The sequence below is a fragment of the Corynebacterium ammoniagenes DSM 20306 genome (genome assembly GCF_001941425.1).
GTDB lineage: Bacteria > Actinomycetota > Actinomycetes > Mycobacteriales > Mycobacteriaceae > Corynebacterium > Corynebacterium ammoniagenes.
Map to the genome: position 1 here is coordinate 2,633,879 of NZ_CP009244.1, position 26,449 is coordinate 2,660,327.

Annotated in this window: 20 protein-coding genes and 2 rRNA genes; 6 read left to right on the plus strand and 16 right to left on the minus strand. The window is 54.1% G+C overall.

The window, feature by feature from the left end; genetic code table 11:
- Positions 1 to 76: 76 nt before the first annotated feature.
- From CAMM_RS12070 to CAMM_RS12090, 5 genes are all read right to left on the minus strand, one after another.
- Positions 77 to 3,155, minus strand: a 23S ribosomal RNA gene (locus CAMM_RS12070).
- Positions 3,156 to 3,670: 515 nt separating this feature from the next.
- A 16S ribosomal RNA gene (locus tag CAMM_RS12075) occupies positions 3,671 to 5,193 on the minus strand.
- The 16S and 23S rRNA genes sit together here, the layout of an rRNA operon.
- A gap of 603 nt (positions 5,194 to 5,796) precedes the next feature.
- Entirely contained in the window at positions 5,797 to 6,822 is a 1,026-nt protein-coding gene (locus CAMM_RS12080) for a hypothetical protein (protein ID WP_003846808.1), read from the minus strand.
- On the minus strand, positions 6,819 to 7,634 hold the full coding sequence (locus tag CAMM_RS12085) for an ATP-binding cassette domain-containing protein (RefSeq protein WP_232051070.1): 816 nt from the start codon (positions 7,632 to 7,634) through the stop codon (positions 6,819 to 6,821). The genes CAMM_RS12080 and CAMM_RS12085 overlap by 4 nt, the downstream gene beginning before the upstream one ends.
- A 35-nt stretch (positions 7,635 to 7,669) precedes the next feature.
- The gene (locus CAMM_RS12090) at positions 7,670 to 8,044 is read right to left on the minus strand and encodes a GntR family transcriptional regulator (protein ID WP_040355251.1); all 375 of its coding nucleotides are present in this window, start codon (positions 8,042 to 8,044) and stop codon (positions 7,670 to 7,672) included.
- A gap of 270 nt (positions 8,045 to 8,314) precedes the next feature.
- Here CAMM_RS12090 and CAMM_RS12095 point away from each other — a divergent pair, with 270 nt between their 5' ends.
- Complete coding sequence (locus CAMM_RS12095) at positions 8,315 to 9,649, plus strand: NYN domain-containing protein (RefSeq protein ID WP_003846813.1); 1,335 nt, start codon at positions 8,315 to 8,317, stop codon at positions 9,647 to 9,649.
- A gap of 100 nt (positions 9,650 to 9,749) precedes the next feature.
- Here CAMM_RS12095 and CAMM_RS12100 read toward each other — a convergent pair whose 3' ends face one another.
- Entirely contained in the window at positions 9,750 to 10,649 is a 900-nt protein-coding gene (locus tag CAMM_RS12100) for a PspA/IM30 family protein (protein ID WP_003846815.1), read from the minus strand.
- Positions 10,650 to 10,760: 111 nt separating this feature from the next.
- On the minus strand, positions 10,761 to 11,129 hold the full coding sequence (trxA, locus tag CAMM_RS12105) for a thioredoxin (protein WP_003846817.1): 369 nt from the start codon (positions 11,127 to 11,129) through the stop codon (positions 10,761 to 10,763).
- Positions 11,130 to 11,284: 155 nt separating this feature from the next.
- On the opposite strand from trxA, the gene CAMM_RS12110 reads away from it, so the two are divergent.
- The 4 genes from CAMM_RS12110 to CAMM_RS12125 all read left to right on the plus strand — a co-directional run bounded on the left by CAMM_RS12110 (position 11,285) and on the right by CAMM_RS12125 (position 16,506).
- Entirely contained in the window at positions 11,285 to 11,485 is a 201-nt protein-coding gene (locus CAMM_RS12110; protein ID WP_040355169.1) for a heavy-metal-associated domain-containing protein, read from the plus strand.
- A gap of 6 nt (positions 11,486 to 11,491) precedes the next feature.
- Positions 11,492 to 13,714 (plus strand): heavy metal translocating P-type ATPase, encoded by a 2,223-nt coding sequence (locus CAMM_RS12115; RefSeq protein ID WP_040355174.1) that lies wholly within the window; start codon positions 11,492 to 11,494, stop codon positions 13,712 to 13,714.
- A 50-nt stretch (positions 13,715 to 13,764) separates the two neighbouring features.
- On the plus strand, positions 13,765 to 15,102 hold the full coding sequence (locus tag CAMM_RS12120; RefSeq protein ID WP_003846823.1) for an MFS transporter: 1,338 nt from the start codon (positions 13,765 to 13,767) through the stop codon (positions 15,100 to 15,102).
- A 300-nt stretch (positions 15,103 to 15,402) separates the two neighbouring features.
- On the plus strand, positions 15,403 to 16,506 hold the full coding sequence (locus CAMM_RS12125; protein WP_003846824.1) for a 2-keto-3-deoxygluconate permease: 1,104 nt from the start codon (positions 15,403 to 15,405) through the stop codon (positions 16,504 to 16,506).
- Between the two features lie 5 nt (positions 16,507 to 16,511).
- Here CAMM_RS12125 and CAMM_RS12130 read toward each other — a convergent pair whose 3' ends face one another.
- Positions 16,512 to 17,405 carry a LysR family transcriptional regulator gene (locus CAMM_RS12130; RefSeq protein ID WP_003846826.1) on the minus strand — a complete coding sequence of 298 codons (894 nt, stop codon included), beginning with the start codon at positions 17,403 to 17,405 and terminating at the stop codon, positions 16,512 to 16,514.
- Positions 17,406 to 17,600: 195 nt separating this feature from the next.
- Here CAMM_RS12130 and CAMM_RS12135 point away from each other — a divergent pair, with 195 nt between their 5' ends.
- Complete coding sequence (locus CAMM_RS12135; protein ID WP_003846829.1) at positions 17,601 to 18,725, plus strand: class II histone deacetylase; 1,125 nt, start codon at positions 17,601 to 17,603, stop codon at positions 18,723 to 18,725.
- Between the two features lie 10 nt (positions 18,726 to 18,735).
- Here CAMM_RS12135 and CAMM_RS13245 read toward each other — a convergent pair whose 3' ends face one another.
- The 8 genes from CAMM_RS13245 to CAMM_RS12170 form a co-directional block, all read right to left on the minus strand.
- Positions 18,736 to 19,650 carry a response regulator transcription factor gene (locus CAMM_RS13245; protein WP_003846830.1) on the minus strand — a complete coding sequence of 305 codons (915 nt, stop codon included), beginning with the start codon at positions 19,648 to 19,650 and terminating at the stop codon, positions 18,736 to 18,738.
- Positions 19,651 to 19,809: 159 nt separating this feature from the next.
- Positions 19,810 to 19,953, minus strand: coding sequence for a hypothetical protein (locus CAMM_RS12900; protein WP_003846831.1), 144 nt, complete (start codon positions 19,951 to 19,953; stop codon positions 19,810 to 19,812).
- A 222-nt stretch (positions 19,954 to 20,175) separates the two neighbouring features.
- A complete protein-coding gene (gene dnaB, locus CAMM_RS12145) occupies positions 20,176 to 21,690 on the minus strand; it encodes a replicative DNA helicase (protein ID WP_040355177.1) in 1,515 nt (504 codons plus the stop codon).
- Between the two features lie 529 nt (positions 21,691 to 22,219).
- The gene (gene rplI / locus CAMM_RS12150; protein ID WP_003846837.1) at positions 22,220 to 22,672 is read right to left on the minus strand and encodes a 50S ribosomal protein L9; all 453 of its coding nucleotides are present in this window, start codon (positions 22,670 to 22,672) and stop codon (positions 22,220 to 22,222) included.
- A gap of 60 nt (positions 22,673 to 22,732) precedes the next feature.
- On the minus strand, positions 22,733 to 23,338 hold the full coding sequence (locus CAMM_RS12155) for a single-stranded DNA-binding protein (protein ID WP_003846840.1): 606 nt from the start codon (positions 23,336 to 23,338) through the stop codon (positions 22,733 to 22,735).
- Between the two features lie 53 nt (positions 23,339 to 23,391).
- Entirely contained in the window at positions 23,392 to 23,682 is a 291-nt protein-coding gene (gene rpsF / locus CAMM_RS12160; protein WP_171974897.1) for a 30S ribosomal protein S6, read from the minus strand.
- A 177-nt stretch (positions 23,683 to 23,859) separates the two neighbouring features.
- Positions 23,860 to 24,051: a hypothetical protein gene (locus CAMM_RS12165; RefSeq protein WP_040355260.1), complete on the minus strand. Its 192-nt coding sequence runs from the start codon at positions 24,049 to 24,051 to the stop codon at positions 23,860 to 23,862.
- Between the two features lie 81 nt (positions 24,052 to 24,132).
- Positions 24,133 to 26,376 carry a transglycosylase domain-containing protein gene (locus tag CAMM_RS12170; RefSeq protein WP_040355180.1) on the minus strand — a complete coding sequence of 748 codons (2,244 nt, stop codon included), beginning with the start codon at positions 26,374 to 26,376 and terminating at the stop codon, positions 24,133 to 24,135.
- Between the last annotated feature and the right edge of the window lie 73 nt (positions 26,377 to 26,449).

The window sequence follows — 26,449 nt, forward strand, 5'->3', positions numbered from 1 at the left end:
TGGGTGTCTTATTTTGTTACTGTGCGGAACAAGTATTTTCTCGTTACATGGCGTTAACCAAACCAAATAGTGTTTGGTGTGTTAGTTTGTCGGTGCATTAGTACCAGTAGCCTTAACATCTCACAATGCTTACAGGTCTGGCCTATCAACCCTATAGTCTGTAGGGAACCTCAACAGAAACCTCATCTCAAAACAGGCTTCCCGCTTAGATGCTTTCAGCGGTTATCCCTTCCGTACGTAGCCAACCAGCCCTGCTCCTGGCGGAACAACTGGCACACCAGAGGTACGTCCGTCCCGGTCCTCTCGTACTAGGGACAGCCTTCTTCAAGTTTCAACGCGCGCGGCGGATAGAGACCGAACTGTCTCACGACGTTCTGAACCCAGCTCGCGTGCCGCTTTAATGGGCGAACAGCCCAACCCTTGGGACCTACTCCAGCCCCAGGATGCGACGAGCCGACATCGAGGTGCCAAACCATCCCGTCGATATGGACTCTTGGGGAAGATCAGCCTGTTATCCCCGGGGTACCTTTTATCCGTTGAGCGACACCACATCCACAAGTAGGTGCCGGATCACTAGTCCCGACTTTCGTCCCTGCTCGACTAGTCAGTCTCACAGTCAAGCTCCCTTGTGCACTTACACTCACCACCTGATTGCCAACCAGGCTGAGGGAACCTTTGGGCGCCTCCGTTACATTTTAGGAGGCAACCGCCCCAGTTAAACTACCCACCAGGCACTGTCCCCAACCCAGATCATGGGCCAAGGTTCAGGTATCCAATCCGATCAGAGTGGTATTTCAACAACGACTCCACCACAACTAGCGTTGCAGCTTCACAGTCTCCCACCTATCCTACACAAACCGAACCGAACACCAATACCAAGCTATAGTGAAGGTCCCGGGGTCTTTTCGTCCTGCCGCGCGTAACGAGCATCTTTACTCGTAGTGCAATTTCACCGGGCCTGTGGTTGAGACAGCAGAGAAGTCGTTACGCCATTCGTGCAGGTCGGAACTTACCCGACAAGGAATTTCGCTACCTTAGGATGGTTATAGTTACCACCGCCGTTTACTGGGGCTTAAATTCTCAGCTTCGAACACCAAAAGTGTCCTAACCGGTCCTCTTAACCTTCCAGCACCGGGCAGGCGTCAGTCCATATACCTCAACTTCACGTCTTCGCATGGACCTGTGTTTTTGATAAACAGTCGCTTCCCTCTATTCTCTGCGACCCACCACAGCTCACATAGTAAATATGATCACCATAGTGGGTCCCCCTTCTTCCGAAGTTACGGGGGCAATTTGCCGAATTCCTTAACCACAGTTATCCCGAACGCCTTAGTATTTTCAACCTGACTACCTGTGTCGGTTTAGGGTACGGGCCATATACACACATCGCTAGAGGCTTTTCTCGACAGTACAGGATCACCAACTTCACCAAAAAGGCTCCGCATCACGCCTTAACCATATGAGCAACGGATTTACCTATCACTCGGCTTACACGCTTACACCAACAATCCAATAAGTGGCATGGCTACCTCCCTGTGTCACCCCATCGCTTGGACCACATTTCAGGCCCCACGCACGCACACAACACTCTTGCCCGAAGGCGCAAGTACCATGCTTGTGGGTGGTTAGTATCAATGCTTTACCACGGGCGCGCATATACGGGTACCAGAATATCAACTGGTTATCCATCGACTACGCCTGTCGGCCTCGCCTTAGGTCCCGACTCACCCTGGGAAGACGAACTTGACCCAGGAACCCTTAGTCATCCGGCGGGACAGATTCTCACTGTCCAATTCGTTACTCATGCCTGCATTCTCACTCGCACACAGTCCACGACTCCTTACAGTACCGCTTCATACCATGCACGACGCTCCCCTACCCAATACATACAAAATGCATTGCCGCGGCTTCGGCGGTGTGCTTGAGCCCCACTACATTGTCGGCGCAAAACCACTCGACCAGTGAGCTATTACGCACTCTTTCAAGGATGGCTGCTTCTAAGCCAACCTCCTGGCTGTCTTCGCGATCTTACATCCTTTTCCACTTAGCACACCCTTAGGGGCCTTAACCGGCGATCTGGGCTGTTTCCCTCTCGACTATGAAGCTTATCCCCCACAGTCTCACTGCCGTAGAACACAATTGATGGCATTCGGAGTTTGGCTGATGTTGCTAAGATGATAGTCCCGCTCAACCAACCAGTAGCTCTACCTCCACCAAGCTACTACGACGCTGCACCTAAATGCATTTCGGGGAGAACCAGCTATCACGGAGTTTGATTGGCCTTTCACCCCTACCCACAACTCATCCCCGCAGTTTTCAACCTACGTGGGTTCGCGCCTCCACGACGTCTTACCATCGCTTCACACTGGCCATGGGTAGATCACCCCGCTTCGGGTCCAGGACATGCCACTACCACCCTCGTTAGGATTCGGTTTCCCTACGGCTACCCCACACGGGTTAACCTCGCGACATGCCGCTGACTCGCAGGCTCATTCTTCAAAAGGCACGCCATCACCCACACAACAAGGGGCTCTGACGGATTGTAGACACATGGTTTCAGGAACTATTTCACTCCCCTCCCGGGGTACTTTTCACCATTCCCTCACGGTACTCATACACTATCGGTCACACTGAGTATTTAGGCTTACCGGGTGGTCCCGGCAGATTCACAGCAGATTCCACGAGCCCGCTGCTACTCGGGCACCACAACACACACACCATGCTATCTTCACCTACAGGGCTCTCACCTTCTACGGCCGGGCATTCCAACCCACTTCACCTAACAACACAATGCGCGCTCTGTCCTGGTAGAAACAGAAAATCATGGCCCCACAACACCGCATGCACAACCTCTACCAAGTATCACATACACACGGTTTAGCCTCATCCACGTTCGCTCGCCGCTACTAGCAGAATCATTATTTATTTTCTCCTCCTGCAGGTACTAAGATGTTTCACTTCCCCACGTATAACCCCCACACTGACTATGAATTCATCAGCAGGTACCTACCCATAACGGCAGGCGGGTTTCCCCATTCGGACATCCTCGGATCAACGCTCAATTGACAACTCCCCGAGGCTTAACGCAGCCTTACACGTCCTTCATCGGCCCAGCATACCAAGGCATCCACCATGCGCCCTTAAATAACAAACACACACCCCACAACCAACACACAATCAGCTGTGGGGGTGAACAACCATAACTAAAAAACACTAAACCACACACCAACCAACAAAGACTGGCATGTGACGTTCTCACAGAAAAAATAAGAAAAATTACACACACCACACAAACACACACAAAGCATATTCATGTGGTGGATGCTCGCGTCCACTATACAGTTCTCACACAACACCCCACACCACCAACCACACACCCACTCAACAAAGAGTCTTTAGTATGTGTTTCGTGATGCAAGCACCAGGACCAACCCACATAACGTGAATTGCTGTCCCAGACACCCAACAGTGCACCAATGCAATATCTAGATTTAAATATTGTCCATGACTATGTGTTTCAAGAATTTGTGTTAGCAGCCCATCATGGCTGCCGGTGTGTTTCCACTCCGATTCAAACTCGGTGGCATGACCACACTCGGGTCATCAACCACCAACACCCGCGCCACACAACCGTGTGACAGCAAAGATGTTTAATTTAAAAGCTCCTTAGAAAGGAGGTGATCCAGCCGCACCTTCCGGTACGGCTACCTTGTTACGACTTCGTCCCAATCGCCGATCCCACCTTCGACAGCTCCCTAACAAGTTTAGGCCACTGGCTTCGGGTGTTACCAACTTTCATGACGTGACGGGCGGTGTGTACAAGGCCCGGGAACGTATTCACCGCAGCATTGCTGATCTGCGATTACTAGCGACTCCGACTTCATGGGGTCGAGTTGCAGACCCCAATCCGAACTAAGGCCGACTTTCAGGGATTCGCTCCACCTCACGATGTCGCTGCCCATTGTATCGACCATTGTAGCATGTGTGAAGCCCTGGACATAAGGGGCATGATGATTTGACGTCATCCCCACCTTCCTCCGAGTTAACCCCGGCAGTTTCTCATGAGTCCCCACCATCACGTGCTGGCAACATAAGACAAGGGTTGCGCTCGTTGCGGGACTTAACCCAACATCTCACGACACGAGCTGACGACAACCATGCACCACCTGTATACAGACCACAAGGGACGAACTATCTCTAGCCCAATCCTGTATATGTCAAGCCCAGGTAAGGTTCTTCGCGTTGCATCGAATTAATCCACATGCTCCGCCGCTTGTGCGGGCCCCCGTCAATTCCTTTGAGTTTTAGCCTTGCGGCCGTACTCCCCAGGCGGGGCGCTTAATGCGTTAGCTACGGCACAGAAGACGTGGAAGCCCCCTACACCTAGCGCCCACCGTTTACGGCATGGACTACCAGGGTATCTAATCCTGTTCGCTACCCATGCTTTCGCTCCTCAGCGTCAGTTACTGCCCAGAGACCTGCCTTCGCCATCGGTGTTCCTCCTGATATCTGCGCATTTCACCGCTACACCAGGAATTCCAGTCTCCCCTACAGCACTCAAGTTATGCCCGTATCGCCTGCACGCCCGAAGTTAAGCCCCGGGATTTCACAGACGACGCGACAAACCACCTACGAGCTCTTTACGCCCAGTAATTCCGGACAACGCTTGCACCCTACGTATTACCGCGGCTGCTGGCACGTAGTTAGCCGGTGCTTCTTATCTACCTACCGTCACCACAAGTGGCTTCGTCGATAGCGAAAGGAGTTTACAACCCGAAGGCCGTCATCCCCCACGCGGCGTCGCTGCATCAGGCTTGCGCCCATTGTGCAATATTCCCCACTGCTGCCTCCCGTAGGAGTCTGGGCCGTATCTCAGTCCCAATGTGTCCGTACACCCTCTCAGGCCGGATACCCGTCGCCGCCTTGGTAGGCCATTACCCCACCAACAAGCTGATAGGCCGCAGGCTCATCCCACACCGCAAAAGCTTTCCACCACAACATCCAAGAAGTGGTCCTATATGGTATTAGACCCAGTTTCCCAAGCTTATCCCATAGTGCAGGGCAGATCACCCACGTGTTACTCACCCGTTCGCCACTCGAGTACCTGTACAAGTACAGGCCTTTCCGTTCGACTTGCATGTGTTAAGCACGCCGCCAGCGTTCATCCTGAGCCAGGATCAAACTCTCCACAAAAAAGGCTGTGAAAAGCCCAAAACCTAACCAAAAAAGACAAACAACACACAAGACATCACTGCAATGTGTGAAGCTGACCAAAAATTACTACATAAAGAAATCAACAAACCCAACCAACCAAAGTTAGCCAGGTAAGGTAAAAGTGTTTCACTGCATCAGCAGACAACAATTACATTCAATATGCACCGTTACAGTATTTAACTATTTTCAATGCCACCCATAACGACAAGTGACATCCGGTACACACCAACAACCAAACAAACCAAAAAAGCCTATTCAGTCCAACATAATTCTCATCCACACAACACAGACAAAAATATAAAATCTAGTACATTGGCACACTATTGAGTTCTCAGACAACAACCACACCACCACAACCAACCCGTACCACATACGAGGCAGAAGATAAGTGAATGGAAAGTCACAAATAAATTTTGCTTGTCAACGGCTGTTTTCCTACCGCCATACTCACCAGAACCCTTGGCTCTGTGCGGGGCGTTGTCGGTCTCGCTGACTCACATAAAGTTACACACCAACCAGAAACAACACAAATCCCCAGCACAAACCACATTTTCGTTGATCTTGATTGAACTTGGTTTCAGCTCATCGCGACACTGGTGCCATTCCGAACCAACGCGCGAGCCCACCGGAGTAGATATTGGTCTTACGAGCCATACTCGGAAGCAACAATGCCCCGACTATGTATCCACCAAGCGCGGCCAATACTGGAAGCAGGAAGCTCCCCTGGGCAATACCGATCGCAACATAGACTTCGAGTGCTGCTGCGACAGCGATTACGGGGATGGTTACGGTCCAGCTCGAACGGGTGGTTAGTCCAAGTGAGATGATGGCTAGCAGTAGGACAAGGTAGGCAGCACCGAGGGCACTGAGGTAGTTCCACCCCGGTACGACGACGCCTAGGACCACGAGTAGTCCGGGGACAACTGAGTTGATTGACATCGTTAGTTGCGCCCAAGTTTTGCGCGTTCCGCCAAAAGCTACATATTCACGCAACGACGTCGCTAGCGTGTCTTCATAAACAATGAAGACGATGACTGAGGCAATAACCGGTATGAAGGAATAGCCTGAAGCCCAGTGGTTATTAAACAGGGCGCTGATTATCCAATAGAGCAGGGAGACTAGCGCGGCTACGCTGACGATATACGCCCAACCTTTGACTTGGGGTCTCATGACGAGCTGGCCTTCGATGGTCACCGGGAAGTGGCCGTCATCGGTTCTACCGCTTGTTCCTGCCAAAAGGTCGCCCTTCCTAGAGCGATCACTCCTTGGTATACGGGGATTGCGTACTAAGACAATGCCCGCGATAACTAGGTAGCCGACGATAAAACCCCAATGAAGATCGGTGGTCAGTACAGTAATGACGACGAGTAGGGCGGCCGAGACGGCGATTTCTACTCGGCGTTGCAGATTGTAATCTCGCCTGGTCAATCCCAGAACCCAAAAAGGATCACCGGCGGGTGCCGTCAACGAGATGCCGGCCAAGACAAGGAGGTAGAGGTACTGCAAATTACTTCCCGTGGACAGGCCAGCTGCCAAGACCGCAAAGAAGACGAGCCGAATTGCCCACCGGGGTTTATCAACGAGTTCCCACATTAGCTGCGGATTCATGCCAGTCCTTCCTCACCGAGCGCCAGGACTGCTCTTTCCAAGTTAACTTCGCTAGCGCGAAGGTCGAGGGCACTCGCGGTATCAAAGACGTTGTCTGCTCCGAGCGCAATGGCATCTACTATGACGCGGTCACCTAAGGCGGTTGATTCCCGCAACAGGGGTGTTATCTGCAATCGGTTGAGCAGCCGGTCAATGTTTTCTGGGTGGCCGGTGACCTCCAAGATTCCATCGATAAGCTCTGCTACCGCACCGTGCTTCATGCCATTGAGCATCAGCACGGTATCGAGGTGCCCGGATAATTCGTTGAGGTGGTGGGTGGAGATAACTATGGTTCGGCCGTGCTCTTCACGCAGCACGTCATAGAAGACTTGGCGCTTTTCTACGTCCAGGCCGAGATAGGGTTCATCGAGAAGCATGAGCTCACAACCTGAAGCTACTGCCATGATGATGCCCATAGCGGACTTTTGCCCCCGTGATAGAGCAGAGTAGTTCTTGGACGGTAGCTCGAATCTCTGCTGCAGCTCCTCGGCGCGTGCCGTATTCCACGTTGACCAGCGAGCACTGCCCAGACGCATGAGCTTGGAGATATTCCACCCATCTACCAGGGGATTATCAATGCCCATCAAGATGGTGCGATCGGTAACGGCACGATTATCAAAAGGTCTTTGACCAAAGACCTGCAGGCGCCCTGACTGGTGCTGCCCAGCGATTTGGCGCAACAAGGTAGTTTTACCACTGCCATTTGGCCCCACCACGCCGTGAGTTAAGCCGGGCTGCAGCGCGAAATCCGGGGAGGTAACGATTGCGTCCATGAAGATGTTCCGTTCGTGGTTGTTCCTTGGCGTTGTCATTTATAAAGACCGCGACTTTCTGCAACCCTTTCAATGAGGTCAGTCAACGCAGCGCGGGAGTAGTTCAACCTCACCGCTTCATCCACCAGCGGTGCAACATAATCCGCGGCGAACTCCCTGCGGCGCCTTTCGCGGATATTGTCCGTCGCGCCGCTGGCAACAAACATGCCAATCCCGCGACGCTTATCGAGCACTCCCACATCAACTAAAAGGTTCAGCCCTTTGCGGGCAGTCGCAGGATTAATGGAATGGAAATCAGCGAGCTCATTCGTCGACGGCGCCTGGGCCCCTTCGGTCAAGATGCCATCGACGATCGAATCTTCCACCAAAGACGCAATCTGCCGAAACAGCGGTTGGGTTGAGTTATCCATTGCCATGTTCATATGCCTGTCTTTACTCCAGTGTGAGCAACCAACCTGATTGGTTCGCTACTCATGTAACTAACCATATAACTAGCGTGGGAACTGCGCAAGGTTTTTCCTATTTGCCGACATTCATTCAAAATCCGCAGGCCGAATGTTCTCAGCCCACATGGAATTAACCAGCAGATTCAGGCCAGGATATCGACGTACTGTGACAGATGAGGCAAACTAGAAGAATAGAAACAAAAATTAGAATCAAATGAACGGAATTTAGGAGCCATGCTTGAACGCACAGTTGTCTTTGTGGACACCTCTTATTTATTGGCCAGCTTTTACAACTCATGGGAAATTGGAGCCCGCGGACAGTTAGAAATTGATTTACCCGAGGTCGTAGCCACTTTGCGGTCTATGATCGAAAACCAGATTGGTCACCCCGTTCACCGCCAAAACTGGTATGACGGCATTCCAGATACCGGCCCTCACCGCTACCAGCGTGCCCTTCGCACCTGTGACGGCGTGCAGCTTCGCACCGGGCAATTAATTGAATGGGGTGAGCGCCGCACGCAAAAGGCCGTGGATACCCGCCTGGTCGCTGACATGGTGGTAACCGCGATGAATCAGCATTTTACGGACTTTGTGCTGGTCTCCGGCGACGCCGACATGATCCCCGGGGTCAGTGAAGCCACCAATAACGGCATGCGCGTGCACCTTTATGGCTTCGGCTGGGATTCCATGTCGTCTGCGCTGCGTCACGCTTGTGATACCACCACTATTTTAGATCCGCGCGAAGATTTCCATGACTGCATGGAAATCCAGGTACTTGAGGGCCCCATCGCGCCCGTGGTCCCACAAGCAACTGAGGAAGAGACCACACCGTCCGACGAGCTTCCCGCACGCGATGAATGCGACGAGCCGTCCGAGGTCGAAGCAGCCTTTTCTTCCACCCCAAACTTGGACACCGAAGAAGATGCCTCCGATGAAGAGCAGCTTGTCGATGCCCCCACGCCGCACCCAACTCCGGGTCCCAAGCCCGGAGCGACCCCAAGCGCTACGCCAAACCCAACGCCGAGCCCAACGCCCGGACCTGTGCCTTCGGCGACTCCGAATCCCGATCCACAGGTTCCCGAAACACCCTCTGAACCGGCAGAAGCGCCAAAAGCCTCAGAGTCTCCAGCAGAACCCGACGAGACCGAGCAGCAAAATGCCGCTGAGGACAACAGCTCTGCGGACAACGCCACGACAGAGGGTTCTGAAGCACCGAAGCCTTCGGCTATCCCTAAGCCCTCGATGATGGCGCCACGACGGAAGCTGCGCTCACGTTATGTGCCACTTCCGGAGGAAGTGTGGTCGTCTTCCGGTTTCCAAACCCCGTTTGATGTCGGGCAACAATACGCCAGCTGGTGGTTTGAAAATGCCGCATCAGCAGATCAACGCGACCAGGCACATGTCCTCTCTGGCGGTGGACTACCGCCAGAGATCGATCGCCCACTTTTGCAATTTGCCTGCGAGACCCTGCACGAATACACACTCAGCGAAGCCCAACGGGTGAATTTGCGCGACGGCTTCCACTCCGGAATCCGCGGCGTACTCATTAACATCACCCGCAATAACTAAGCACCAAACACAAGCAGCGAGAGCCTAGTTCATCACTGGCTCTCGCTGCTTTTCGTATCACGGGGCATTGCCCTTGGACTGTTGTCCCCTGGGCTGTTGATTACTTCTTGTCGTCGACAGCTTTCTTTGCTTCATCGAGGACCTGCTCGATTTCCGCATCGTGGACATCGCCGGATGCCTTATTATCGGCGGAGTCACCAGCAACTTCCGGTTCGACAACGTCGTTGTTGCCGCCCGAGCTTTGCGATGTTTTCTCCTCCCCCGAAGTCAACTGCTTATCCTGCGACATAGATGCACGGATCTCATCTAAGCGAGACTTCGCGCGTACATCTTCTGTGGATTCCAGTGCTTCTTGGATGCGGCTGCCACCGGATGCCTGGTACAGCTCCTGGGCGCCGAGTGCATTGGAATAACGCTTTTCAATCTTCGCGCGCACGGAATCCAACGTTGGGGAATTGCCATCAGGCGTGAGGTTATCCATGGAGCTGAGCGTCTCCGCGTTCATCTCCTGCATCGTTGCCTGATCGGCTTGAGCCATGAGCTGATCTACCTCGGCAAGCTGCTCACGCAAACGGGCCTCAGACTGCTTCTGCTGTTCCTGCGCCTGCTGCGCGGCCTGCGTCGCAGATTCATGCTGAGTCTTGACCTGCTCAATTTCTTGATCCGTGGAGACTAATTGGGCCGCAACTACCTCGGCAGCATTGTTATATTCCTGCGCCTTGCCGGAATCGCCATCCGCTTCCGCCTGGTCAGCTAGTTGCAGTGCGCGACGCACCTGCGTCTGCAGGTCTTCCTGCGACTTCAACAGACGGTTCAGTCGTAATTCCAGCTGGCGCTGGTTGCCAATAATCTCCGAAGCTGACTCCGTGATCTCGTGATGGCGCTTCTTCGCAATCTCTACCGCCTGCTTAATCTGAACCTTGGGGTCAGCTTTTTCATCAATTTTTTGATCGAAGGAAGCCATCAAGTGCTTCCAGCCCTTAGAAAATGGGTTAGCCATAGCCCGCTTCACTCCTTGTAAATTTTTTCCACAATTAAAAAGACGCTTTCTAGCGAGTGTAGCGGTACTCACAAGAAAGCGTCGAGCAAAAGGGGCGATTAACCCTAGTGATTAACCCTGGTTCTTCTGCTGTTCCACCTGTTCGCGGACAGCGTCCATGTCCAAATCGCGAACCTGCTTAATCAGGTCCTCGAAAGCTGCTGGTGGCAGGGCACCTGCTTGGTTAAAGACCTGGATACCGTCGCGAAAGACCATCAAGGTAGGAATAGCCTGAATCTGCAATGCGCCCGCTAGTTCCTGGTTGTTTTCGGTATCTAGCTTGGCAAAGGTGATGTCCTCGTGCTCTTCCGAAGCCTTGTCAAAGACGGGGGCAAAGCGCTTGCATGGACCACACCATTCAGCCCACGCATCAACAATGGTGATGCCGTCACCGATAGTGGTTTCTTCGAAATTTTCCTTGGTTACTTCTACGGTTGCCATTTTTCTCCTTAAGTTACGAAATTTTCCGCTCTGTAGTTACTCAACGGTACCGAAAGGCGAAATATTCCGTCACCAACCCCTTGCCAGATACCCTATGGGGGTATATCGTGGAGGTCGTTCAGGAAAACCACGTACCAATTCAAGGAGCATTCATCATGGCAACGAAAAACTACACCGTAGAAGGCATGACCTGCGGACACTGCGAAATGTCCGTGCAGGAAGAAGTCGGCGAGATCGCCGGCGTTACCAGCGTCAACGCTGACCACAATACCGGTGCCGTAACGGTTGAAGGCGCCGATTTCACAGACGAGCAGGTCTCCGCAGCCGTTGCGGAAGCCGGATACAAGTTGGTTTAGGCTCCCATGTCCACCACACATATTGATCTCGGCGTCACAGGCATGACCTGTACGTCGTGTTCTTCGCGCGTGGAGCGCAATCTCAACAAGGTCGAAGGCGTCAACGCGACGGTCAATTACGCCACCGAGTCGGCTTCAGTGGAATATGATTCCTCGCTGACCGCACCAGAAGACCTCATCAAGGTCATCCAGGGCGCCGGGTACGACGCCTACGATGCCAATCCCAGAACCGAGGACGCAGATTCGCTTGACGATGCCTCCCCGGCCGATGTAGCACGCGAAGAAGAAGCAGCACAGCTGAAGCGTTTGACCATCATGTCCGCTGTGCTGTCTGTCCCAATCATGGCATTGTCCATGATTCCGGCCTTGCAGTTTGATTACTGGCAGTGGGTCAGCGCCATTTTGGCCACGATTGTCTTTATCAACGGCGGCGCGCCGTTCCACAAGGCCACGTGGACCAACCTCAAACATGGCTCTTTTACCATGGACACGCTCATTACCATGGGCACCTCCGCGGCCTATTTCTGGTCGCTGTATGTCATGATTTTCGGCAACGCCGGCGAACCAGGCATGCGCATGCACATGGAGTTTTTCTCCAACGACGCCCAGATGGACCACATCTATCTGGAATCCGTCGGCATGGTCATTACCTTCCTGTTGCTGGGCCGCTACTTTGAGGTCAAGGCCAAGGGACAATCATCGGAAGCTTTGCGCACCTTGTTAAATATGGGCGCCAAAGACGCTTCCTTGCTTGTCGATGGCTCCGAGACCCGCATTTCGATCTCCCAGCTAGCAATCGGCGACGTCTTCGTCGTACGTCCTGGCGAAAAGATTGCCACAGACGGCAAGGTCGTCGAAGGGTTCTCAGCTGTCGATGAATCCATGCTCACCGGCGAATCCGTCCCGGTAGAAGTCCAAGAAGGATCAACCGTCACCGGCGCTTCCATTAATACCTCCGGCAAACTGGTCGTCCGCGCAACCCGCGTTGGCTCTGATACCACCTTGTCGCAGATGGCAAAGCTGGTCACAGAAGCTCAGTCTTCCAAGGCTCCCGTGCAGCGCCTCGTCGATCGCATCGCGCAGATCTTCGTCCCGGCCGTGGTTCTCATTGCCATTGCCGCGTTAGTGGGGCACATGCTGCTCTCCCAGGGCTTAGCGCCGGCGTTCGTGGCCGCTGTCTCGGTCTTAATCATCGCCTGCCCGTGTGCGATGGGTCTTGCTACCCCGACCGCCATCTTGGTTGGCACCGGCCGCGGTGCACAATTGGGCCTGCTGATTAAAGGCCCCGAAATCTTGGAATCCACCAAGAAGGTCGACACCGTTGTCTTAGACAAGACCGGCACGGTGACCACGGGTGTTATGAGCGTTACCCACGTCGCCGCCGCCGAAGGCACCGCTGAACAGCAGCTACTTAATTACGCAGCCGCGGTCGAGTCTGGCTCCGAGCACCCCATCGCCAAAGCGATCGTGGCACACGCACCGGATCATCCTGCCGCCCACGATTTCCAGTCCGAAGCTGGCATGGGTGTGAGCGGCACCGTCGAGGGCCACCGCGTCAGCGTTGGTCGCGCCGGTGACAAGGACCTCGGTGCTCTCGCTGACGCCTTTGCCGCCGCCGAAGCAGACGGTGGCACCCCAATTGTGGTGCACATTGATGACCAGCTCGCAGGGATCATCACCGTGCGCGACACCATCAAAGACACCTCCACTGCTGCTATCGCGCAGCTGCAAGAATTAGGTCTGACCCCCTATCTACTCACCGGTGATAACCCCGGCGCTGCCCGCGCGGTTGCCCGCGAGGTCGGCATTGCCTCAGAACACGTCTTTGCTGGGGTCATGCCCGAAGATAAAGTCTCCAAAGTTCGCGAGCTCCAAGAGGCAGGCCTAACCGTGGCAATGGTCGGCGATGGCGTCAACGACGCCGCCGCCTTAGCCCAAGCGGACCTGGGCCTAGCGATGGGTGCCGGAACCGACGTCGCGATTGAAGCTTCCGATATCACCTTGATGAACTCGGATCTTCGCTCCGCCGCGCACGCCATCCAGCTATCGCGAAAGACCTTTAGCACCATTAAAGGGAATTTATTCTGGGCTTTTGCCTATAACGTCGTGCTGATTCCGGTCGCCGCAGCAGGTTTCTTAAACCCGCTCTTTGCCGGTTTGGCCATGGCTTTTAGTTCCGTCTTCGTCGTTGGCAACTCCTTGCGCCTGCGGTCCTTTCAAGCCACGTAGGTTTTAGCCCATTAGGCCGAAACCTGCGTGATTGTTTAACATCAGCGGCCATGACGCAAACCACTACTTCTCACTTATCGCGAAACGAGCGCCTTGACCGGCTGCCAGTAACCTCAAAACACAAAAAGCTGTTATGGGGCTCTGGCATCGGCTGGGCGCTCGACGCGATGGATGTCGGGCTTATCTCCTTTATTATGGCCGCCCTCGCGGTCCACTGGAACCTAGAGTCCTCGCAAACTTCTTGGATCGCCACCGCCGGTTTCGTCGGCATGGCATTAGGCGCAACCTTAGGCGGGCTGCTGGCCGATAAATTCGGCCGCCGCCATGTCTTTGCCCTAACCTTGCTGGTCTACGGTCTTGCCACCGGCGCGTCCGCACTCGCTACCGGTTTAGGTGTGCTGATTGTCCTGCGCTTTATCGTTGGCCTTGGCCTCGGCGCAGAATTACCAGTCGCCTCGACGTTGATTTCCGAATTCGCTCCCCGCAAAATCCGCGGGCGCATGGTCGTCTTACTCGAAGCGTTCTGGGCAGCCGGTTGGATTGCGGCTGCCATCGTCGGCACCTTTGTGGTGGGAGCCTCCGATTCCGGATGGCGCTGGGCCTTAGCCATCGGCATGATTCCCGCCCTCTACGCACTCTATGTGCGCATGGCGCTGCCAGAATCCGTCCGCTTCCTCGAAGCCACCGACCGCCACGATGAGGCCGAAAGCATCGTCGTCGACTTCGAAGACTCCGCCCGCCACGAAGGCCACGAGCTAAGCCTCGACGCCCCACCCGCAGAAGTCGACGCAGATGCCCGCGAATCCTCCATCTGGTCACCACGCATGCGCGCTCGCACCGCAGCGTTGTGGGTCATCTGGTTTTGCATCAACTTGTCCTACTACGGCGCGTTTATCTGGATTCCGTCGCTGCTGGTTGCCGATGGTTTTACCCTCGTGCGCTCGTTTACCTTCACGCTGATTATCACCCTCGCGCAGCTGCCCGGCTACACCGCTGCCGCCTGGCTGATTGAAGTATGGGGCCGCCGCGTCACCCTCGCCGTCTTCCTCGTCGGCTCCGCCATATCCGCCGGCGCCTTTGGCATGGCCGAGACCGAATTAACCATCATCATCGCTGGCTGCTTCCTGTCCTTTTTCAACCTCGGCGCGTGGGGCGCGCTCTACGCCATCGGACCAGAGCTCTACCCCACGCAAATTCGCGGACGCGGCACTGGCGCTGCCGCCGGCTTCGGGCGCATCGCCTCGATTGTCTCCCCACTCATCGTTCCCCCGATCCTCGCAGCCGCCGGCCAGCCGTGGCTGTTCGTGCTATTCGCCAGCGCCTTTGCCCTAGCCGCCGTCGCGGCCTTTACCTTGCCGGAAAATAAAGGAAAGGCCCTCGCTGACTAGCAGAGGTACTCCAAGCAACCGCGTCAAACCTTATCGTCCTGCAAAGCCTAGCTTCACAATGGACTGGTTATCCCCTCAATTGGGCGGCCAACCAGTCCATTGTTCTTTACCCCCAAGCCAATAATGAAGCAGAGAACAGGGCGGTACTCTTCAAATAAAGCAATTTAGATCTAGGAAATATTAAACTAGACGATTTTAGTATTTCTCACATATGCCACTCACCCATAAGATGTCTTACATCACATTACGGTTGCCACTGTTAGCAACCGCGCATTTAAGACATAGAAGGTGAGTCAATTGATGGACCAGCTGCTTCGCTACATCGCTAAAATCCCCGGCGCCCTGATGGTTGTTCCGCTCTTTTTCGGCGCGATCATCAACACTTTAGCGCCTGAGGTGTTGGAAATTGGTAGTTTCACCACGGCGTTATTCAAAGACGGCACCAGTGTCCTCATCGCCATATTCTTCGTATCGGTCGGCTCTCAGATTAGCTTTAAGACTGCACTGCCCTCCGTGGAAAAAGGTATTGTCCTCCTGTTATCCAAATTTGGTGTAGCCGCCTTAGTCGGCGTGGCAGTCGCCTTCTTAACTCCAGACGGCACGCTTTGGGGGCTCCTACCATTAGCTGTCATCGCAGCAATGTCGAATTCCAGCGGCTCACTTTTCGTTGCTCTAACCTCACAGTTCGGCTCTAAGACTGACAAAGGTTCAATCTCAATCTTGTCAATTAATGACGGGCCATTTTTAACGATGATTGCACTCGGTGCTGCAGGGCTGGCGGATTTCCCTGTCCAGACTCTCTTTGCAGCAATCTTTCCAATCATCCTCGGCTTTATCCTGGGCAATTCATCCAGTATTGCTCGTGCCTTTTTAGCTCCTGGTGAAAAACTTATTATTCCGTTCGTCGGATTCTCGATTGGTGCAGGTATTGATTTCAATGAACTAGTCCGTTCTGGGGCAATCGGGGTATTGCTCGGGCTAATGACGCTTGTATTCTCAGGTACTGCCACCATCACTTGTGTCTATCTATGGCACCGAATTCGTCGACACCCCCGGGAATCTCGCAACCTTGTTGCCGGCGCTGCGGAATCCGCTGTTGCAGGCAATGCAATTGCCACACCAGCCGCAATTGCAGCTATCGATCCTTCGCTGCTAGGCATCCAAGCTGAAGCCACTGCTCAAATTGCAACGGCTGTCGTAGTCACTACCTTCCTCACACCATTTCTCGTATCGTTTGTTGCTTCACGGCAAAGAAAGCTTGGGATTACACCAGAAGCAGAAGATCGACTCTTTGAAGAAGCTACTCCAGACACCAGTGACAATGAATCAGAAAGCATTGAGCATACAACTAGACCCACTGGCCAGGAAGTAAAACAGCCAGAATTTACGCTCGACCGAGAATAAACGGTCTAGGAAAACCTGCCGTTCGTTAGTTCATCTCTAATAACCGCGCTAACTTCTTGGATGAGCGCAGAGTTCTGTCCAACGAGCTTGCTAATTGCTAGCTCTATGGGCGGAACGTCTCGAATCTGGCGGTACTTCACAGGGTGACGCATCGGGGAACCAGAACCCGTAGGTACTACGGCGATACCGGCTCCTACCCCGACCAGAGTTAACAGGGTCGACATTCTATCGGTTTCATGGACTACATTGGGAAGGAATCCCGCCTTACTACACGCTGCATAGAATGCCGTAGCCGCCGCTGAATTTGCAGGGTACGAAACAAATTCACGACTTCTAAGTTCGGCGATGTCCAAAGGCTCCTGAGTCCCAGCCAGTTCGTCACTTGCTGAAAAGCAGACTTCAAATTTGTCGCTCCTCAGGAATTCAACCTCTATCTCAGGTGATGTGACCGGCGGGCGGATAACCGCAATATCGAGTTTCTTTCGGTGCAGCAGGTCCTCAATTTGTGGGGTCAAAAGCTCGCCTTCCACATCGACCTTAATTCCTGGCAGCTGCTTTTTGAGACCCGCTAACACCTGCGGCATCAGGAAATGAGTTGCAGTTCCCACAAACCCGATTCGCACGCGCCCTCTAAAGCCGGCTTGAATATCTCTCGCTTCCCGAATTACTCCCTGTAGTTCCGTCTGCCAATCGCGAATCTTCTCTTCAAAGAATTCTCCGGCCCTAGTTAGCTCGACCTTTCTCGTAGTGCGATGGAAGAGATTTACTCCGAGCTCAGTTTCTAGCGCCTTAATTTGCTGGGACAGCGGAGGTTGGGCCATATGCAACCGGTCAGCCGCCCGCGTGAAATTCAATTCTTCCGCAACTATTAGAAAATAACGCAACTGACGAAGTTCCATGGCTCTCCTGTTTTTCTTTTTTAAATTCTGCAAATGCTATCACTCTCAAAGGGATTCTCCTGCTACTACGTGGGGAAAGCGGCAGAAACCACTCACATTGTCAGCGGCACAAAAGTTCAGTATTTTTCCGGTACCCATCTGGAGCCTCGAGACATATCTTGAGAGCTAAGACCAATTCTCGAGAAGGAGTACTACATGTCACGCAACGTCGGTTATCTCTGGGACACTCTCTACGGGTGGATGGACACTGGCAGTGGTGGGTTCGTTCCGGCGGATCCCGCAGCTGGGCTTCAACCAATTGGACGCCATTTGGCACACCCTGATACGAAACGACGTTTTCACGAAGTCGTTCAAACTTCCGCACTTCGCGACCAACTCACAAATCTGCAGGCTCAGCCTGCCTCTGAGGAAGACCTTTTGCGTGTTCACACAGCCGAACACATTGAATACATTAAAGACCAATCTTCGCAGCCAAAAGGTGGTGACGCCGGAGATGGCGCCTCCCCACTTGGAAAAGGGGGCTACGAGATCGGGTTGCTAGCTGCAGGCGGTGCGATCCAGGCAACCAAATCCGTGCTAACTGGAGAGGTTGATACTGCCTATGCGCTTATCAATCCCCCGGGACATCATGCAGAACGCGAACGCGGCATGGGCTTTTGCCTCTTCAATAACGCGTCAGTTGCGGCCGCGTATGCCAAGGAGCACCACGGACTAACCCGAGTGGCGGTTGTTGATTGGGACGTCCACCATGGCAATGGAACCCAGCAGATCTGGTGGGACAACCCTGATGTCCTCACAATTTCGCTCCACCAAAATAAGTGTTTCCCGGCAAATTCTGGATTCCGCGAAGACAATGGTGGACCTGATGCACTGGGAACAGCACTCAACATTCCTCTGCCTCCTGGAAGCGGAAACGCTGTATACAACCTGGCTTTTGAGGAAGTAGTTCTTCCCGCGCTTGAAGCGTTTCAGCCGGAGCTAATTATCGTGGCCTCTGGTTTTGATGCATCAGCTATGGATCCATTAGCCCGGCAAATGGTCACGCAGGATGGATTTAAGCAGATGACAGAAATGATCGTCTCCGCTGCCGACTCGATTTGCGACGGCAAACTCGTCTTTGTTCAGGAAGGTGGCTACAGCCCTTACTACCTTCCCATCTGTGGCCTTGGCGTGTTGGAAGTCCTCACCCAAACGGAGTCCGGTTTTGGAGATCCTTTTAATACCCTCCTTAGCACCCAAGGAGTAGACGATCTCTTCGATCACCAGCGCGAAGAAGTAAACGAAGCTGCCAAGCTTATCGCAAACATTCCCGCCAAATAAACCTATCTACTTATCTACCGCTTCCTCGTGCTATCTGCTCCAACGGAGCAAGCCGGGGATGCGGTATGTAGAGACCTCGTCCAAGTGCAATTACAACAGCCTCGAGCCGGCTGGAAGCGTTCAATTTCTTTCTGAGCGAGCTAATGTGAGACTGCACCGTTCGAATGCTCAAATGTAGTCGGTTTGCCACTTCAGCATCCGATACTCCACAGCACAAGACGCTCAAGACAGCCAGTTCTTGACGGGAAAGGCCTGCAGTTTTATCCACAGGTGCCGGACGAGCTTGCAAATTGCCAGGTTGTGTAATTCCCACTTCCACAAGACAGTCGCCCGCCCACCACAAGTGCTCAAGCATCGCTAGGGGAGAGTTCTTACACTGTTCAAGTAGTGCAAGGAATTGCGGGTCGGCAAGGAGTGCCTCCTCAATTCCTGAGTGGGAGGAGATCGGCCAAGGATTGTTCTTACGAGCCGGATGCAACGCTACCAATTGTCCCAGGAGGCCAGATACTGCTAGCGCAGCTTTTCGGGGCTCCCCACTGAAGGCGGCAGCCCTTCTGCTGGAAAAGTGAGCAAGTCCCACCGGCCCACTTCCTGAATGTAGCTCCAGCGACATTCCTTCCGCATATCCCTCCCGTGACAAATGCTCCCGAAAGAGCGTCGATGAAGTAAATTCACCCTGAATCAAAGATGTCGATATCGTCGCCGGCAATGGAGGGTCCGCACTCGCGTAGCGAGTAAACCCATGGGGATACTTTTGTGGAAACATATGGGCCAGAGCCCACGCAGTGTTAGAACTATAGCCCTGTCGAAATATCTCTTGGGGCCGTCCTAGGGACTCAATACGCAATAGCTGTACCGCGTCGAAAGGGATAAGCTCACGCAGCATGTTAATTGAAGTGCGCATCGCTGAACTCCCTACCTTCATAGCCCAAAGCTTAATTGGCCGAGCAGTCTAATACGTCCGAATTCAGCACCGAAACTAATAAGGCAAAAGGGAAGGCCCTCGCTGACTAGCAGCAAAGGCCGTAGAGGTTCCAGGGTGGGAGACCATAGTCCGTGTCTCCCACCCGCATTCTATTGTTGTTTAGTTGGACTTATAACCAAAGACGCGGGCTAAGAACTGAGCAAAACCTGTAGGGCGCGCTGCCTGGCGTTCAATCTCGCTGATATCGCGGGGAACGTTCGACAAAATGGTTGCGTTCGTGGTGCGGGCGACCGAAATACTCATCTTTCCTCCTCACAAAATGTCGATAAGGATAGATTGCCACCCCTGAGCAGGGATTTCATCGATGGATAGGCATACCTAGCTATGGTCGCCCTTAGATAGGGCAGGCTCACAATACCAACAATTAACCCCGTGACCTGCGCAAATAAAAATCTCCGCCGCGAGCACCTACACCTAAGTGAGACAGCTCGCGACGAGAAGTGAGGAAGTTAACAAATACCGGGGCTAGCCGTGCGCCATATTCACGAACTTCGAGTAGTGCAACTGGTGCGCCACTTGCACCGTATCGATCGGTCCACCACGGTGCTTGGCCAAAATAACATCGGCCTCACCGGCACGCTCACTATCGCGGTCTTGTGAGTCCGGGCGATATAGCAACATCACCATATCGGCGTCCTGCTCCAATGAGCCCGACTCACGCAGGTCCGCCAATTGCGGCTTTTTATCCGTACGCGCTTCCGGCCCACGGTTAAGCTGCGAAATCGCAATCACGGGAACTTCCAATTCCTTGGCCAACAGCTTTAACTGACGCGAGAACTCCGAAACCTCCTGCTGACGCGATTCCACGCGCTTGCCAGAACTCATCAACTGCAAGTAGTCCAACACCACCAGGTCAAGGCCCTGCTGCTGTTTCAACCGACGCGCCTTGGTGCGAATTTCCATCATCGTCAGGTTCGGTGAGTCATCGATATACAACGGGGCGTCCTGAATCCGGTTCAGCGTATCCGTGAGCCGCTCCCAGTCTTCACCAGAGACCTTGCCCGAGCGCATGTCCGACAGCTTCACCTCAGATTCTGCCGACAGCAAACGCATGACAATCTCCGACGCACTCATTTCCAAAGAAAAGACCACAGACGCCTTATTATGGTGCAGCGAACAAGACCGCATAAAGTCCAACGCCAACGTGGACTTACCCACACCAGGACGCGCCGCGATAATAATCATCTGCCCCGAGTGCAAACCATTGGTTAGGTTATCCAGGTCAATAAAGCCCGTGGGCACGCCCGATTCCAGACCACCATTATTTTGCAGCGCCGTGAGCTCATCGATGGTCGGGATAATCAGATCACCGATGACTTTGTAGTCCTCCGTGGTCTTTTTCTGCGCAACTTTAAACACTTCCTGCTGCGCTAAGTCCAAGACCGCATCAATCTCGGCGTCCTCATCGCCGTTAAAGCCCAGCTGCACCACGCGCGTGCCGGCATCGACAAGCTTGCGCAGCAGTGCTTTTTCCGCGACGATTTCGGCATAGTAGCGCGCATTCGCCGCCGTGGGCACCGTGGCCAGCAAGGTGTGCAAATACACCGCGCCACCAATGCGCTCTAAGTTTTGCTGGCGGTCCAACCGGCTCGAGACAATCACCGGGTCAATATCGGTGCCATCGGAGTACAAATCCAACATCGCACTATAAATAAGCTGGTGCGCCGGGTAGTAGAAGTCCTCCGGGTCCACCTCATCGATGACCTCAATGACCGAGGACGGCGATAATAACATCGCGCCAAGAACACCTTGCTCGGCATCTTTATCCGAGGGCGGCTGGCGAAATTCGCCATAGCGCTGCGGGTTTTCTAACTCATCCCGCTTGCCGTATTTCCGGCGCCCGCCGCCATAGTTATCGCGCGGGAAACTTTGTCCTGGGCCATCGAAGGACTCCGGTGGTTCCGGGCCATATTCTGGTGCCGGTTCTTCCGGTGGCAGGTAGTTATCGTCATCGAAACTCGCTCCCATACTCGAAGTCATCGACGTACCTCTCTCATTTCTTGCAACTCCTTCAAGGCTAATACATCGCATCCCTTTTACGACGTTTCCCGTCCACCACGGTGAACACGACGTTGAACATTTCGGTGGGTTTGTACACACCCTTGGGGATAGTTATCCACAGTTATCCACAGGCGCCTGTGTAATTGCCTGCTAAGGCGCACAATTGCCGCCAATCCGCTTGGGAATAGCTTTCTGCCAAGGCACCTTCGCTTGACGATGCCCCCAGTTTACACAGCTCACATAAGGTTTCGGGTAGCAAAGTAGGCATCGATAAGCAAGCGATGCAACGTGTCACCGCGGGCACTGCGAGCGGTCTGTAGCATAAAAATCTTTGCCGCGGCAAGGAATCTATCCACAGATTTTCAAAGTTATCCACAGATACAAATGCGCGCAGGTCCCGATTTCACTCCCACCTCACATAGGAGTGTCCATCAGGACCTGCGCGCAATGCTGTTGTCGTTGGGTCTATAAATTTCTAAAAATTATGACCGTCGAACGCGCCAATTAATTAGGCAGCGACGACCGAGAAATTAATCTTGCCGAGAACGTCAGCGTGCAGCTTGACCTCGACCTGGTAGTTGCCAGTCTTTTTGACTAGGCCCTTGGGCAATTCGATGATTCGCTTGTCCAACTTTGGGCCGCCAGCCTTTTTGACTGCCGCAACAATATCATCAGCGGTAACAGAACCGAAGAGCTTGCCCTTGTCGGAGGTCTTGACCTCGACAACGACCTTCTCCAGCTGCTCGAGCTGAGTGCGGACCTCACGTGCATGGTCCAAGTCGCGGATTGCGCGAGCTTCCTGTGCACGCTTGATGCCTTCAATCTGCTTCTCTGCGCCGCGGGTAGCAACAATTGCTAGTCCGCGTGGAAGCAGGTAGTTACGTCCGTAACCGTTTTTAACCTCAACGACTTCGCCTGGAGCGCCGAGGTTATCAACGGCAGCGGTGAGGATCAGCTTCATGATCCCTGCCTTTCACTTATATGTGTTTAAGTTGAATGTTGATTATTCGCTGACAGTAACTTAGAACGGGGGTTCGTCATCTCCGCCGAATCCACCAGCTGGTGGGGCAGAGTTCCAAGGGTCATTAGCTGGCTGAGACTGACCACCGGAGGATTGGTTTCCACCAAATCCACCCTGGTTGCCGCCTTGGCTTGCGCCGCCTTGGTTTCCACCAAAGCCGCCACCGAATCCACCTTGGTTGCCACCGGCTTGTCCGCCGCCTTGATTTCCGCCGAAGTTCCCGCCGGATCCACCCTCACGGGGATTGCGAGTCACTTGCGCGGAGGCATAGCGTAGCGATGGCCCGACCTCATCAACGTCGATTTCAAAGACGGTACGGTTCTCGCCCTCGCGGGTTTGAAAAGTACGTGCCTTCAAACGACCAGTAACCACAATGCGCATGCCCTTGCTCAGGGTCTCTGCGACATTTTCTGCGGCCTGGCGCCAGACGTTGCACGTCAAAAACATAGCCTCGCCGTCTTCCCACTGATTAGTTTGGGAATTAAAACGACGTGGGGTGGACGCTACGCGAAAGTTCGCGACTGGCGCACCCGACGGGGTAAAACGCAGTTCTGGGTCAGCAACAATGTTGCCAACAACCGTGATATTGGTATCGCCCTGTGCCATGGTATTTGCCTACTCCTTGAGAATCGGATGAATGAGTTTGACCCCAGTATCCGTTATTTGCTGTCTGTGCGCAGAACCTTGGTACGCAGAACAGAGTCGTTCAGGCTCAGGCGACGGTCGAACTCCAGCACGGTCGCAGACTCGCACTCGAGATTTACAACAGCGTAAACGCCCTCTTCCTTTTTGTTGATTGGGTACAGCAAGCGACGCTTGCCCCACACATCAACGTTCTCGACCTTGCCGCCTTCAGAGCGAACGGTCTCGAGGAACTTGTCTAGGGACGGGGTTACAGTGCGTTCATCTTGGCTCGGATCCAAAATGATCATGACTTCGTAGTGACGCACGGACCTCATCACCTCCTATGGTCTAGTAGTTTCGGCCACATCACCTTTGCGGACATGGCAGGAGGGTACGTTGCGTCAAGCAACCTCACCAGCGTACCGCATCACCCCCGGGATCGAAAATCCCCTACACCAGCGCAATTGCTCCGCAAAATTACACCGTTGTAGTTTGCAAGTTTTTCAGTACCCGTTCGAGGTCGCGGCATAAAAGACCGCGCAAAAGACGGGGATGATGGTTAAAAAGACTAACGTCGCGATTCCCAGCGCAATAGGAACGCGTCGATCCTTGCCGCGCTGGAAGGTGTAGTACGCGCTCAGGAAACAAATAAACCCGATGGCGATGGACACGATTCCGATGGTGACAACATTCATGTCCTCCATTATCGCCTAAGAAATGCAAAAGACCCTCTTCCTTCACGAAAGAGGGTCTGCACGGCTCAAGCGCGCTAAGACTTAGCCAAATATATCTTCTAGGTCGCCGATGACATCATCGACTGATGGTGGCGCTGGTGGTGCTGGCGCATTACCGCCACCGCCTCCGCCGTCGTCACCGCCGGTATCGCCGCCTTCTGGCGGATCACTAGGACGCGCACCGTCTCCCGCATCGGGGCTTGGCGTGGTGCCGGAGTCGGTCTCTTCTTCCCGGGTGGCTTCGCCGCCTGCGCCACCGCCACGGGTGGTACCTCCCGTGGTACCTGAGCTATCCGTCGATGGCGTTGAGTTCCACGATGGATCCCAGGCCGTTGCATTGGATAGTTCGTTAAACCCGTAACTAACTGGCACGGCTTGCGGGAAGGACTCCCACTCGGCATCGGCAAGCGAGGTGTCTAGAATCTGCTTCCAAATCTGCGTCGGCGCACCCGCGCCGTACATCACGCCACCCCAGGCGTTGTTAATCGCCGAGGCATTATCCGCGGCACCGACCCACACCGCCGAAGCCAGCTGCGGGGTCGAACCGACCATCCAAGTGTCCTTGTTCAGACCCGTATCCCCCAACTGGTGGGTACCGGTCTTCGCGGCCGATTCACGGCCTCCGGCTAATGCACCATTCGACCAGCCCGCAATCGGCTTCATCGCCTGGATGACGTTATCCGCAACCTGCGCGGATACGCGGCGTTCGCCTTCATCGTTGGGGTGTTCATACAGAACTTCGCCAGAGTTGGTTTCCACACGCTGTACAAAGTACGGGTCATGCCACACGCCGCGGTTGGTCAACGTCGCCATCGCTACTGCCATATCCAATGGACGCGAGCGGTACTGGCCCAGCACGATGCCTTCATAAGGCTGCTTGCCATTTTCGGTCAAGGTGCGCTCAATGCCCGGCAGCGATTCCGCAACGCCCAAGGAATACGCCATATCGGCGGTGTCTTGGGTGGTGTTTTCCAAGTCCTGCTGCAGGCGCATAAAGGAGGTGTTGTACGAGTGCATCAGCGCTTCTTCAATAGAACACACACCACAGGTGTTGTTATTGACATTGCCGATGGTAATCCCAGTCAAATCATACGGCGCCGAGGAGTAGTTCTGGCTCAGCGGAATACCCTGCTGCAATGCTGCTGCCAGCGCCATGATCTTAAACGTCGACCCGGTCTCGGTGGCACCATTGGCGTAGTCCCAGCCCGAGGCTTCGTTGCCGCCAAAGTACCCACGCACGGCGCCTGTCGATGGATCGATGGTCACCGCCGCAGCCCGAGCATCTTCTTGCAATGGTGCCAGGTTGGCATCGACCGCATCAACGCTGGCATTTTGCACGGTGGGATCGATTGTGGTGGTAATGCGCAGCCCTCGGGTGTTGACGTCATCTTCCGAGATGCCGACTTCTTCCAATTCCGCAATCACTTGGTCTTTAATGTGGCCATTGGCACCGGTGGCCTCAGTGTATGCAGAGACAGCAGATTGCTCTTCGGTATGCGGAAATTGCATGCCCGCGCGTTGGTCTTCGGGCAAGGCATCCATTTCCACCATGCCGTCGAGCACGTAGTTCCAACGCTGTTCGGACTGCTGCGCGTCCACCGCTGGGTCCCAGTTGCTCGGTGCCTGAATGATGCCGGCGAGCATGGCACCTTCTTCCACGGTGAGCTCTTCGACGTCCTTGTCGAAATAGGCCAAGGACGCAGCCTGCAGGCCGTAGGCATTGCGGCCGAAGTAGACCGTGTTCAGGTAGGAGTTGAGGATGTCTTCTTTCTCCCACTGGTTGGTCATCTTGATGGAGTAGACCAACTCGCGCGCCTTGCGGATATAGGAGACCTCATTGCCCACCAGGGTGTTTTTCACATACTGCTGAGTAATGGTGGAACCACCACCGGCAGAGTCATTGCCGGTAACCTTACCCAGTGCAGCGCGAACAAACCCGGTAAAGGAAAAGCCCGAGTTCGTCCAAAAATCGCGGTCTTCGGCGGCGAGCACAGCATTTTCCACGTGGTCAGGAATCTCGTCCAAACTCACGTGGGTGCGGTTGCCTTCCGGCGGCACGATGCGCGCTATCTGCGTGTTGTTATCCGAGGCGTACATCGTCGAAATCTGGTTATTAGCCAGATCTTCCGGCTCCGGCACCTCGTATTGCACATACGCATACGCAAAAATTCCGCCTGGGATAGCGATGAAAATTGCAACAATAATCAACACAATCCACGGCCAGCGGCGTGTACCTTTTTTCCGCCTCCTGCCGGAAGACGGAGTCGTTTCCTTCTTATCGCTCACCTAAACGCGCCTTACTTCTATAGTGCTTAATTAGTCGCCGGGTATAACTCTGGGGTTTCATACTACTGCGATA

Bases quoted from the DNA above. Each gene is read 5' to 3' on its own strand.
- CAMM_RS12080 (WP_003846808.1), bottom strand. From the start codon at position 6,822: ATGAATCCGCAGCTAATGTGGGAACTCGTTGATAAACCCCGGTGGGCA.
- CAMM_RS12085 (WP_232051070.1), bottom strand. From the start codon at position 7,634: ATGGACGCAATCGTTACCTCCCCGGATTTCGCGCTGCAGCCCGGCTTA.
- CAMM_RS12090 (WP_040355251.1), bottom strand. From the start codon at position 8,044: ATGGATAACTCAACCCAACCGCTGTTTCGGCAGATTGCGTCTTTGGTG.
- CAMM_RS12095 (WP_003846813.1), top strand. From the start codon at position 8,315: ATGCTTGAACGCACAGTTGTCTTTGTGGACACCTCTTATTTATTGGCC.
- CAMM_RS12100 (WP_003846815.1), bottom strand. From the start codon at position 10,649: ATGGCTAACCCATTTTCTAAGGGCTGGAAGCACTTGATGGCTTCCTTC.
- trxA (WP_003846817.1), bottom strand. From the start codon at position 11,129: ATGGCAACCGTAGAAGTAACCAAGGAAAATTTCGAAGAAACCACTATC.
- CAMM_RS12110 (WP_040355169.1), top strand. From the start codon at position 11,285: ATGGCAACGAAAAACTACACCGTAGAAGGCATGACCTGCGGACACTGC.
- CAMM_RS12115 (WP_040355174.1), top strand. From the start codon at position 11,492: ATGTCCACCACACATATTGATCTCGGCGTCACAGGCATGACCTGTACG.
- CAMM_RS12120 (WP_003846823.1), top strand. From the start codon at position 13,765: ATGACGCAAACCACTACTTCTCACTTATCGCGAAACGAGCGCCTTGAC.
- CAMM_RS12125 (WP_003846824.1), top strand. From the start codon at position 15,403: ATGGACCAGCTGCTTCGCTACATCGCTAAAATCCCCGGCGCCCTGATG.
- CAMM_RS12130 (WP_003846826.1), bottom strand. From the start codon at position 17,405: ATGGAACTTCGTCAGTTGCGTTATTTTCTAATAGTTGCGGAAGAATTG.
- CAMM_RS12135 (WP_003846829.1), top strand. From the start codon at position 17,601: ATGTCACGCAACGTCGGTTATCTCTGGGACACTCTCTACGGGTGGATG.
- CAMM_RS13245 (WP_003846830.1), bottom strand. From the start codon at position 19,650: ATGAAGGTAGGGAGTTCAGCGATGCGCACTTCAATTAACATGCTGCGT.
- CAMM_RS12900 (WP_003846831.1), bottom strand. From the start codon at position 19,953: ATGAGTATTTCGGTCGCCCGCACCACGAACGCAACCATTTTGTCGAAC.
- dnaB (WP_040355177.1), bottom strand. From the start codon at position 21,690: ATGACTTCGAGTATGGGAGCGAGTTTCGATGACGATAACTACCTGCCA.
- rplI (WP_003846837.1), bottom strand. From the start codon at position 22,672: ATGAAGCTGATCCTCACCGCTGCCGTTGATAACCTCGGCGCTCCAGGC.
- CAMM_RS12155 (WP_003846840.1), bottom strand. From the start codon at position 23,338: ATGGCACAGGGCGATACCAATATCACGGTTGTTGGCAACATTGTTGCT.
- CAMM_RS12165 (WP_040355260.1), bottom strand. From the start codon at position 24,051: ATGAATGTTGTCACCATCGGAATCGTGTCCATCGCCATCGGGTTTATT.